The organism is Acidovorax sp. FG60 (assembly GCF_057808995.1).
On record NZ_JBMDJC010000004.1, the window covers coordinates 133,076 to 144,892 of the forward strand.

Consider the following 11,817-nt stretch of genomic DNA (forward strand, 5'->3'; position numbering starts at 1 on the left):
CCTACGCGTCCCCCTGCTTTGAGATCTCGCGCAGGTGATCCATTAAGAACACCTTTTCGACTGAGTCGCCGAGCTTCTCGATGCCCGCTTTGATTGCTGCCGCGTCGTCGCTAGCCATCAAATCCTTGATCTCACGTCGCGGCACCTCCGACATCGGTGGTCGAACGTCGAAGCACTCTCCAAGAATCGCATCGAAGGTTGTGCCGAATGTCTCAATGTCGGGTCGCCGCACTTGGACCTTGGAGCCACCTTTATGGAAGATGAGTACGTTCTTCCGTGACATATCTGACGGCACAAACGGCGAGTGCGTCGTCAGCAAGCAGTCCTGTTGCGCAGCCACTCCACCCGCGGCACCACGCTTGCCGTTCGCCGTAGGCAGATCCATGAGCCGAGAGATGAATTTGACGCGCCATAGCGGATTGAAGTGCGACTCCGGCTCGTCGAGCAGAAACAGCACGTTGGGAAACGAAGCCATACACATCGTCCCGAGAATCTGCGCTAGCTGATGCTCACCGTCGGAGAGCGAAACGTAGTCAACAACACCTTCACCGACCCTGGGTAGGAACCGAACCTGCTCGAAGCGGAAAACTTTGTCCTCGTCCTGAGGCTCCGGCAGCCGCGATGCGAAACGTCTCGTTTTTATGTCGCGGAGCAACCGTCCGCGGGTGACTCTCGGAATCGCCAGGTCGTTCAGCATCGCCAGTTTGTGAAGTGCCGAGTACAGCTCGATCGTGGTCGACCAGAACGCGAAAAAAGCCTCGCGGGTTTCGTCCGTCACCAGAACATCGAAGACGTATGTTTCTGACTTTTCGTCGTACGTGTGGCAGGTTGAGCACCGTTTCAGTTGTTCGATATATAGCTCGAGCTCATCCGTTAGCTGCACACCCTTGCGCCTCCGCGTCGACGTCTCACGGGCCGAGAGCTTTGGAACGGCCCGGTGGGCCAGCTGGATCACGCATCGAAACGAATGGAGTTCCTTGAGCCTCGCCTCTCGGAGCAATGCATCTCTTTCCGTCTCAGACCCTAGTAGAAGGTTGGCAACAAGCACCTCAAGGTGCGTGCCGTAATCCACGAGCATGAGTCGCGTGTCGGGAATGGGCTGAGACTTTGCACCGGGCTCGTGGCCCAGCGCCTGTTTGCCGACTGCATCAGCGTAACCGCTACGGCTCACAAGGAACGGCAGGCTCAACGTCTCATTTCCACCAGACGTGTAGCCGATGATTCGCGACGGTAGGAGCGCAGCGGTCGCAGTCTCTCCTACCGCGCTATCAACCCATTCAAGACCGTCTTTCCGTTCAATCTTGAGTACGGGACGCCGTTTGCCTTCCCCGCGACGCGAAAGGCGGACATGTACCGGATCACTATCTCCTTCGGGTCGAATGAAATATTCGATCTCGAACTGCAGATCCTCGTTACCTTTTGCGCGCTCCTCTTTATCGACACAGGCGTGGAAGACCGTCTGGAACGCTTCTGCGACAACCTGTAGAAACTGCGACTTGCCCGCGCCATTAGGGCCAACAAGACAGAGTGGTTCGAATGGCTCAGGATCGTCCAACGTTCCCCTCAGGCCCACATCGAGCCCGTCGAGGAGTCCGCCACAGGTCGCAGCTTTAACAATATGAACGCGGATGAGCTTCATGCCCCCACCTTCTCAAACTCTATTGACATGAGCTTCTTGTTGAAGACCTGCCGGACAACGGGACTAGATTCTTCTAAAACCTCAAATAGTGCTGTTTTGAGAGATTCGTAGTCGCCAGTAAACAGATTCCTCAACTCATCGAACGAGAAACGATCATTCTTCAGTTCCATGATTGCAGCCTTCACAGATCCCTTATCGATATTGGTCATATTGGTTGGCTTTTTAGGCATCTCGTGCACAGGGTGCGACGCTTTACGAGGGACGTGAGGTCTTTGGCTCTTTGACGTTACCAGCAGTGCGCTAGCAGGTTCATCGCTTGGGTCCTGCGGCACAAGCTCTCCGCGAAAGGCTTTGGCCAGCACCAATGGTGTCAGGCGCTGGGCTTGGATTCGGGCGGTAGTGGCGCGGTCTTCCAGGCGGTTAGCTAAAGCGAAAAGCGCTTCTACGCGGCGCACGATCTCGGCCTGCTCGCGCATAGATGGCAACGCAAATGAGAATGCGGCCAGCTTCTTTGCATTAATGTTGGATTGGCTCACGCCATCAGATTTCACTGACCAGCAGTAGTCCCGACCCGCTTTGCTGCCCAAGCAATAATTGAGATATTCAGGCAGGAGTTCGGATGAACATCTCACGCGGATTAGATACCCTGCATAGATGGCTGGGCGTTCGCCTTGATAAACCGCTGTTTTGCCAACTAACTCCGGGCTATTGGTGCGGTTGAACAGTACATCCCCTTTAGACAGCTTGTACTTTTCTATTTCAAGCGGGTCAGATGTGTAGACCAAGTCGGACCAGTCGATCTGACCTTCTTGGATGTTCCCCATTCTGAGCACTGGCACTGTCCCCGCCTTTGAAGACTTCGCAGCAGATCCATAAGAAAAGGTGTGGGCGACCTCTGCCAGCTTGACATCTCGCCAACTCGATTTGGCATTGAGTCTCCACTCTCGGGTCAGCGCGCCGGACGTTGCTGCCCCCAAAACCGCCTGCCGAAAACGCTTGAGCAAAGCGGGGATGGCGTCGAAGCGATCGTTGCAGGACTGGATGCGGGCGAGCAGGGTGTCGAGTTGGTTGGCGATGCGGGTTTGCTCGGCGGCAGGAGCGAGCGATACAACGTACGCACGCACATCTTTAGAGCGTACTGCCGGATAGAGCGCACCTTGCACCAATGCCGACATGGAATCGACAAACCTCTCTGTGCGCACCAAATAGTTGATCCAGCGTGGATCTATTCCTGGAACCGGACGCAAAACGTCGAAGCCAGTTGATGCAATTTCTCCGTCCAACTCCTTGGGTACTAAAGCGACGGCATTCAAGTTAGGGCGCGTCATGGAAACCAAGGTGTCGCCCGCAGCAACCTGCTTCCTCGCCCTGCTTGGTGCATCTTTACCAAGTAGTTTTTGCGGAGTCTCAATCGTCTTGGTGGTGCGATTTACTGAACCGATGTCGATGTAGCGAATAGTCTCGTCACTGGACGGCACGCGCTGCGTCACATCGCTGGTGATAGCTGCTAGTGGAACTTGTGCCCAGCTTTCTGGCAACTCACTCATCCTCGCCCCCCCTCAACAACACCCCGCGCCGCGCCAGCCGTTCGCGCGCTTCCAGCAGGGCCTGGTGCAGGTGCTGTTCCAGCTCGGCCTTGGGTGGCAGCTCGGTCCAGTATTCGGCCACGGTGATGCCGTCTTTGTGCATTTGCAGCAGCTCCACCTGTTCGCGGCTGGATTCGGCGCACAGGATGAGGCCGATGGGAGCTTCCTCTCCGCTCTGGCGCTCGTGCTGGTCCAGCCATTTCAGATACAGCTCCATCTGGCCTTTGTGTGCGGCTTTGAAGCGGCCCAGCTTCAGCTCGATGGCCACCAGGCGGTGCAGGCGGCGGTGGTAGAAGAGCAGGTCCAGGTAGAAGTCTTCCCCGTCGATGACCATGCGCTTTTGCCGTTCCACAAACGCAAAGCCCCGGCCCAGCTCCAGGATGAAGGCTTCGAGCTGGCGCAGGATGGCGGCTTCCAGGTCGGCCTCGTCATGGCCTTGGCGCAGGCCCAGAAAGTCGAGAAAATACGGGTCTTTGAAGACGAGGGCGGGAAGGCTCGGGGCTTCGACAGGCTCAGCCTGAACTGGGAGAACGGGGAGCGAGGCTTGCAGTGCAGCCAGCTCAGTGCGTTCAAACGCCTTGCGCTCGATCTGGTGCGTCAGCTCGCGCACGCTCCAGCGGTCTTGCGCGGCTTGCTGGGCATAAAACTGGCGGGCTTGCGGGTTTTTGAGCGCAACGATGGCGACCATGTGGCTCCAGCTCAATTGTGTCGACAGTGTCGACACAATCTCTGCGCTGGGGAAAGCCTGCGCAAACTTGACCATGCGGCGCAGATTGCGGGCTTCAAAGCCCCGGCCAAACTCTTGCGAGAGCTGTTGGCCCAGTTGCTCCAGCAGTTGGCTGCCGTACTGGGCGCGCTCGCCGCCCAGCACTTCGGTGGCCAAGCGTTGGCCCACCGCCCAGTACAGGCGGGTGAGTTCGGCATTGACCGCACCGGCCAGGCGCTGGCGGCTGCTGGCGATGAGGGTGCGCAGTTCGGCGTGCAGGTTGGTGGGCAGGCCACCTTCTGCCGCAGCGGAAACCAGTTGGCTCATGGCTGCGCCTCGTCGGCCGTAGTTTCGTCTACCACGGTGTCGTCGGCCAGCAGGTCTTCCAGCGCCACGTCGGGGTCTTCGCCCAGCTCTTCCAGCAGGCTGCGCAGGTCGGCCATGGCACCGTTGAGCTCGCGCATCACCATGCGGGCCACCAGTGCGGGTTCGTCACGCTGGGCTTCAGCCGTTTCGGCGCTGTCGTCTTTGAGCCAGCTGATGTCCAGGTTGTCGCCACGGGCCTTGATTTGCTCGCGGGTGAACTTGCGCCAGCGGCCTGCTTCGCCCGTGTCCACGCGCTGCGCCAGGGCTGCGGGGCCGCCGCAGGGGTCGTTGCCAAACACGTCTTCAAACTTGTCGCGGGGCGTGCTGGCCGGGGCATCGGGATGGGTGCGGAAGTAGTCGCGGGTGAAGGGGGTGCGCTTGCCAAACTGGGGCATGTTGGCGCGCATGTCGTACACCCACACTTCTTTGGTGTTGCCTTTGTCGGTGGTGCCACGGGTGAAGAACAGCACGTTGGTTTTGACGCCCTGGGCGTAGAAGATGCCAGTGGGCAGGCGCAAGATGGTGTGGAGGTTGCACTTGTCCATCAGGTCGCGGCGTATGTCTGCGCCCACGTTGCTTTCAAACAGCACGTTGTCGGGCAGCACCACGGCAGCGCGACCACCGGGCGCCAGGTTGCGGTAGATGTGCTGCAAAAAGCAAAACTGCTTGTTGGTGGTGGGGTAGGTGAAGTCGGTGCGGGTGGGCAGGCCGCCGCCTTTTTTGGTGCCAAAGGGCGGGTTGCTGAGGTTAAGCGTGGCCTGGGGCAGGCGGGTGCCTTCTTCGCCCAGGGTGTCTCCAAACTGTATGCCGCCTTCAATGCCGTGCAGCAGCATGTTCATGAGCGCCAGGCGGTGGGTGTCTTGCACCAGCTCCATGCCGTAAAAGGTGCTGTGGCGGTATTTGCGCTGTTGGGCTTCGGTGCGCTCGTCTGGCGGAAACTTGTCGCGCAGGTAGTTGTTGGCGGCAATCAAGAAGCCACCGGTGCCCGAGGCGGGGTCCTGGATCACATCGTCCAGCGTGGGTTGCATCACGGCTACGATGCTGTCGATCAAATCGCGGGGCGTGAAGTATTGGCCTGCGCCGCTTTTCTTTTCGCTGGCGTTGCGCTCCAGCAGGCCTTCATACAAGTCGCCCAGGTCGTCGCGCTGCACGCTGTACCAGTCGAGCTTGTCGATCTCTACCACCAGCTTGGACAATGTGGCAGGCTTGGTGATGAAGGTGCTGGCGTTGGCGTAAATCTGCTGCACGCTGCCACTGCCGTGCAGGCCGTAGTCCAGCAGCAGTTCTTTGTACATGTCCAGCCGGTCGGGGGCCGATGCTGCCATCAGGTCGGCCCAGCGGATGCCATCCATCCTTACTTTTTTCTCACCCTTCCTGGGCGCTTTTTCGATGACCAAGGTGCCTTCCTGGCCGGTCTCTTGCATCATGCGCAGGAACAGCAGGTAGGTGAGCTCGCTCACGTATTGGTGGTAGGTCACTCCGTCGTCGCGCAGCAGGTTGCACAGGTTCCAGAGCTTGGCGACGATGTCTGACGCCGCAGGGTTGATTGCAGTCATGTAAGGGGATGCGGGGAAAAGCGGTCAGGCGGACTTTTGGTCGTCCGCCCACAGTGCGTCGTTAAAGGCTTCCAGCACGGGCTGGAGCTGGCCGTTGAAGAGTTTGTCCAGGCGGGCAAAGCCGCCGCCATCGCGCCTGAATATAAGGTCTGGGTCGTCCAGCGCTTCGCGGTCTACCAACATATTGGCTTTGGTTTGCGCGGCTATGCGTTTGAGCCAGTCGCGCTGGGGCTGCGTCCAGGGTTTGCCTGCCAAGGGCTTGGCCAGCAGGTCTTGCAGGGCGTGGTCCACACGCTCGGCATAGGGTAGCAAGGCATCGCCCACAGCGGCCTGGCGGATGTAGCCAATGATGCGGGCGGCAATGTCCTGGTTGCTCAGCTCGCGCCAGGCGGTGGCCAAGCGGGTTTCGGTAAAGCCAGCCTGGTCGAGCGCCAGCACCAGTTCTTTGAGTTGCTTGCGCGTGAGGTCGCGCGGGCGGGTGAGCACGGTGATGAGTGCGGGTAGCTCGTTGCCGTGGCTGGTGATGAAGTCTTTGAACTCCTTCAAATAGTCTTCGGGTTTGCGGGCGGTACCGTAGCCGCGCTCGATGCCTGCGAGGGCATCGGGGTGGTCGGAGACAAAAACAGGCTCTCCACGCCCTTCGCGCTTGCGGTCAAGTATTTCGCCCAGCCTTGGGTTTTGAATGAACCAGTTGGCGATTTCGTCCACCGACAGGGTGCGCAGCTTTTGGATGAAGGCATCGGGCGTCATGCCTGCCTTGGTTTCAAAGTCTTGCGTGGCCTCAGCGTCGAGGTGGCGCTTTTTGACTTGCAGCTTGGCCAGGAACTGTTCGCGCACCAGCTCGCGGGCAGCAGGGTCTTGCACGGCCACCATTTCTTGCTCCAACTGCGCAAAGCTGATGCTGGGGTTGACCACCACGGGGCGCATGGCGGTCATGTTGCCGATGGCTTCAAAAATACGCACCGCGTCAAACACGCGGAAGCTGTCTTTGGGGTCGCCATCAAAGTCGCACAGGCGGGTGGCGCGGCCCAGCATCTGGTCAAACAAGATGCGGCTGTTGACCTGGCGCAGGAAGACGAGGTTGCAGATCTCGGGCACGTCTATCCCGGTGGTGAGCAGGTCCACCGTCACGGCCACGTTAGGCAGGCGTTCGTTTTTAAAGCGGCGAATCAGCTCCAGGGGTTTGTCGGCATTGCCGGTGATTTTGATGACGGCATCGTCCTCTACGCTCCCATACTGCGCTTCAAAGGCGACTTTGAGCACATCCACCACCAAGTCGGCGTGGTCGGTGTTGACGCAGAAGATGAGGGTTTTGCGCTTGCCCGTGGGGTCGATCTCTTGCGCCAGGTAGTTGCACACCACCTCGTTGAAGGGGCGGGTAATGACCTTGCGGTTGAAGTCTTCGACGTTGAGGTCGATGGCGTCGGGGGCCTTGAAAAGCTCGATCTGGTTGCGCTGCGCGTCGTAGACCTTGACCTCTTCGCCCGCCTTCCAGTGCATGCCGCCTTTGGAGAGATCGGTGTAGATCTGAATGGGCGGTTCGTAGTCCACCAGGAAGCCATCCACCACGGCCTCGCGGTAGCTGTAGGTGAACACCGGGGCACCGAAGATTTCGGTGGTGTGCAGGGCGGGGGTCGCAGTCATGCCGATCTTGACGGCATCAAAGTAATCGAGCACCCGGCGGTATTTGGAGATGTAGTCTTCAAAGCCCCGAAAGCTGAGTTCGGTGTCAGACAGCTCGCGGTCCAGCGTGTAGCCCCGATGGCATTCGTCGATCACCACGCAGTCGTATTGGTCTACCGTGGGTGGGGCTACGCCATCGGCAGGAAACAGCACGCGCCGCATCATGCCTTGCACGGTGGCGATGTGGACGGCGGTGTCAGCGTCTGGCGCTTGGGCATCCAGCTCTTTGATGCCGAAGGCTTCGGCAAAGGTTTGCAGCCGCTCCATGCGGGTGTCTTTGAAGGCGTTGGCCGCTTGCTCGCCCAAGGCCGACCTGTCTACCAGGAACAAGATGCGTTTGAAGCGCTGCGCTTTGAGCAGGCGGTAGATGAGCGCAATGCAGGTTTTGGTTTTGCCGGTGCCGGTGGCCATGGCCAGCAGGATGTCGCGCTGGCCCTGGCCTATGCGTTTCTCCGTCTCGCGGATGGCTTTTTGCTGGTACAGGCGCAGCGGAAAGCCGAAGTTGAACTCGGTGTTGTCCAGTTGCTGATGGGCTTTGACCTCATCTGCCGCTAGCAGATGCTTGAGCCCATCGGGGCTGTACCAACCATCGAGCGCCTGGCTGCGGTTTTCTGGGTGGCGCAAGTCGCAGAACCAGATGCCGCTTTTGGTAGACAACTGGCGCAAGTAGGGGCGCCCGTTGGCAGAGAAGACGAATGGAATGCGGTATTCAGACTGCGCACCCCAGTTGCGATCGTGAAGATGTACCTCTGCGCCCGCCGTGAAGGTGCGGCTGTAGCGCTTGGCCTGTTGCAGGGCCCCTGACACGTCGATGTTCTTCCGCTTGGCCTCGACCACGGCCATGGGCGTGAGCCCCTGAAAAAGCACGTAGTCGGCGGCGTAGCCATCACACGGCCATTCAGCAATGGCCAGATTGCGGCCACGAACGGGCCGAGCCCCTTTGCTGTAACGCAGCGTGTCGCTGTCGGCCTCCCAACCTGCTTGGCACAGTTGGGCGTCGATGATGCGGCGGGTTTCGGCCTCGTCCAGCTGGACTTTGGTGGCAGCCGCGTTGGCGGACTGCAGCAAAGACGCGTATTGCGTTGCGGGCGCAGCCACAGCGGCGGCTTGCAGGGCAGAAAGTTGGTCTGCCAAGCGCGCTTTTGCCGCATCTGCCTCTGTGGCCAACTGCTCCCAAACCGCCTTTTCTTCACTCAACGACGATAGCTGTGTTCGCGTCTGCGCAAGCTCTGCACCCGTTTGCTCATGTTGGGCTTGGTAGCTTGCGACCGCCTGCTTCAACCGTGCCAGTTCGGCTTGCAGTTCTGCGGCTTCGTTGACGGGGGGCTGGGGCGGCACAAAGGGGCCAGAGCGGTGGTTGGCATCTTTGAACGTGCGGTGGAACCACAGCGCGAGTTGCCAGCACAGCTTGAGCGTGGACAGGGCTCCTGCATGGTTGCCTGCCAAAGCATGGTTCGCGGCGTTGCCGTTGACGCGGATTTGATCGAAGACCTGCTTGACCTCTCTGGGTAACGCGCCTTCGTTGTGCAGGCGTCGTATGAGCTCGTACTGGGTTTCGGCAGGGTTCGTCAATAGCCCGGCTCTGGCCGCCAGAGATTGCGCCAAGATTTCTGAGAATTGCCTGAGCTTGAGCAAGCTGGTGTTGGGGTCTTCTGCAAAGTACCGCTCGGCCAAGGCGCCCAAGCGCCACAACTGCTCCTCATAGGGATGCAGCATGTCGAAGTTGGATTGAATACTTTGAGGCATGGGTGCTGGGGTCAGTGACAACTTCGCGCTACGCGCGCCAAGGCCGATTTTCACCAAAGAGGGTAATTGAGAAATCGTCTACTGCCCCGGTATTGCGTTGCGCGCCAAAACCAACCTCTGTGTCGCTCTGGTAGCCGCCGCATACAACAAAGCCACGCCGTAGCTCCAGGCAAACACCACTTCGCCCTCTCTGCCATACGTCGCTCGCCACCTGTCGTGCGCGACACGCATGTGCCCAGTGCTGGTATCAATGTCGCCATGCCGTCTGTTGCCTCCCGGATTTGTCGTCGTTGTCGCCCGCATGCTCAAGCATGTGTGCATTTGTTAATGCACTGTAGGTGGTGACCGGGCAGGGAGCAATCTTTGAATACCAAAGCCGTTGGATTCAGCCGGTGCGCTGGGCCACTGATGTGCTGCAAGTTTCGCAACAGAAATATCAAGCTGAATTGGCCTCTAGCGGATATCTAAAAAGCGCTAGCAGCTATCAAAACCATATCGACCCGCGTCATGCAGCGCCACAACCCGCCGACTCAGGCGCTACCCCCTGCCCGCCCCCGTGCACCCCGTGGGGTAAATTGCCCCGCATGCCGAACACCTCTTCGTCCCCCTCAACCGCCGCCCCGGCATCCCTCATCGATTCCCCCCAAGCCGCCTGGCGCCTGCTGACCACCCTGGGCCTCGTGGTGCTGGGCAACAGCAGCATGTACGTGGTGTCGGTTGTGCTTCCCGCCGTACAAGCCGAGTTCGGCGTGGGCCGGGCGGATGCGTCGCTGCCCTACACGCTGATGATGGTGTGCCTGGGGCTGGGCGGGCTGTGGACGGGGCGGATGGCAGACCGGCATGGGCTGATGCCGGTGCTGTGCGTGGGGGCGGTGGCGGTGTGTGGCGGGTTTGTGTGGGCGGGGCTGTCGGGCAGCATCTGGATTTTTGGGCTGGCGCATGGGTTGATGGGGCTGATTGGCAGTTCGGCCACGTTTGCGCCGTTGATGGCCGACACGGCGCTGTGGTGGAACAAGCGGCGCGGCATTGCGGTGGCGATCTGCGCCAGTGGCAATTACATCGCGGGTGCGCTGTGGCCGCCCATCGTGCAGCACGGCATCGAAGCCATTGGTTGGCGCCAGACCTATGTGCTGATGGGGCTGGTGTGTGGCGCGGGCATGCTGCTGTTGGCGCTGCGCATGCGGCAGCGGGCGCCGATGGTGTTGATGGATGTGGCTGCGGCTGCGGCGCCTGCGTCGTCGTCACCTTCGGCAGGGGGTGCTGCGTTGGGTGCTTCTGCTTCACCAGCGACTGCGTCCGCACCATTGGTTCCCTTGGCACTGGACCGCAGCCGCCCGTTTGGCTTACGCCCGGTACACGCGCAGTTGCTGCTGTGCGTGGCGGGCGTGGCGTGCTGCGTGGCCATGGCGATGCCGCAGGTGCACATCGTGGCCTATTGCACCGACCTGGGTTTTGGCGCGGCGCGGGGGGCCGAGATGTTGTCGCTGATGCTGGCGTGCGGCATTGTCAGCCGCCTGGTGTCGGGCGTGATCTGCGACCGCATTGGCGGGGTGCGCACGCTGCTGCTGGGGTCGGCGCTGCAGGGGGTGGGGCTGATGCTGTTTCTGCCGTTTGACGGGCTGGTGCCGCTGTATGTGATCTCGGCGATGTTCGGGCTGTTCCAGGGCGGCATCGTGCCCGCGTACGCCATCATCATCCGCGAGTATTTCGCGCCGCAAGAGGCGGGCGCCCGGGTGGGCGCGGTGATCATGGCCACGCTGATCGGCATGGCGCTGGGGGGCTGGATGTCGGGCTGGATTTTTGACGTGACGGGCAGCTACCAGGCGGCGTTCATCAACGGCATGGGGTGGAACCTGCTGAACCTGTCGATCATGGGCTGGCTGTACTGGCGGGTGCGGCGCCAGGGCGCGACTGGGGGACGGATGCAGCCCAGTGCGGGGTGAGTGTGGCGGGCGCTAGTGTGGTGTTGCACGCTATCCGGCACTTAAAACCGCGTCTTTTCGGCCAGGGTTGCGTTGCAAATCCGCGCGATACCTACGGGTATCGCTGTGGTTTGCGCCTTGCCCTGACCAAAAATCCATCGGTTTTCAATGTGCCGTCAAGCGTGCAACACCGCACTAGGGGCTCGCTGGCCCTGCGCCGCCTTCATTTCGTTGAGAATTTTGATCAAATAGGCCTCTAGCGCTTGGTAGTCAAGCGCCTGAAGCTATTGATTTATGAGCAATTGAGCGCTGCAGCATTCGCTCAACAGGCCCCGGCAGGTGCAACCCGATTTTTTATCGGCCTGCACCTGCCGGGGCCCCACGGGACCGCAGTAGCAGCTGCGGTCCCTGAGCAGGTCGTCGTTGCCTTCGACCCTGTGTTCGGGCTGCTCAGCAAGGCGCTTCTCACCAGGCTGCATGCCTTCATCCCGAAGGTATGCGCCCGGTGCTAGTAGCAACCCTGTCTGTCGCCTTTGCTGTCAGCCTCTCCTCCCTGTTCCCGCCCTTGTGTGCATTTGTTACTTGACTGTAGGGGGTGAGGGAGCGCGGCACA

Annotated in this window: 6 protein-coding genes; 1 reads left to right on the plus strand and 5 read right to left on the minus strand. The window is 60.3% G+C overall.

What is annotated here, in order from left to right; translation table 11 throughout:
- Window position 1: 1 nt before the first annotated feature.
- Genes ACODS0_RS07815 through hsdR form a run of 5 tightly spaced genes read right to left on the minus strand, consistent with a single transcriptional unit; the run spans window position 2 to window position 9,282 of the window.
- Complete coding sequence (locus ACODS0_RS07815) at window positions 2-1,639, minus strand: restriction system-associated AAA family ATPase (RefSeq protein WP_488834060.1); 1,638 nt, start codon at window positions 1,637-1,639, stop codon at window positions 2-4.
- Window positions 1,636-3,186 carry a restriction endonuclease subunit S gene (locus ACODS0_RS07820; protein ID WP_488834062.1) on the minus strand — a complete coding sequence of 517 codons (1,551 nt, stop codon included), beginning with the start codon at window positions 3,184-3,186 and terminating at the stop codon, window positions 1,636-1,638. Before ACODS0_RS07820 ends, ACODS0_RS07815 begins: the two co-directional genes overlap by 4 nt.
- On the minus strand, window positions 3,179-4,258 hold the full coding sequence (locus ACODS0_RS07825; RefSeq protein WP_488834064.1) for a PDDEXK nuclease domain-containing protein: 1,080 nt from the start codon (window positions 4,256-4,258) through the stop codon (window positions 3,179-3,181). Before ACODS0_RS07825 ends, ACODS0_RS07820 begins: the two co-directional genes overlap by 8 nt.
- Complete coding sequence (locus ACODS0_RS07830) at window positions 4,255-5,853, minus strand: class I SAM-dependent DNA methyltransferase (RefSeq protein ID WP_488834066.1); 1,599 nt, start codon at window positions 5,851-5,853, stop codon at window positions 4,255-4,257. Before ACODS0_RS07830 ends, ACODS0_RS07825 begins: the two co-directional genes overlap by 4 nt.
- Window positions 5,854-5,877: 24 nt before the next feature.
- A complete protein-coding gene (hsdR, locus tag ACODS0_RS07835; protein WP_488834067.1) occupies window positions 5,878-9,282 on the minus strand; it encodes a type I restriction-modification system endonuclease in 3,405 nt (1,134 codons plus the stop codon).
- 584 nt (window positions 9,283-9,866) lie between these two features.
- Between hsdR and ACODS0_RS07840 the strand changes: the two genes are divergently transcribed.
- The gene (locus ACODS0_RS07840) at window positions 9,867-11,225 is read left to right on the plus strand and encodes an MFS transporter (RefSeq protein WP_488834069.1); all 1,359 of its coding nucleotides are present in this window, start codon (window positions 9,867-9,869) and stop codon (window positions 11,223-11,225) included.
- The last annotated feature ends 592 nt before the right edge of the window (window positions 11,226-11,817 follow it).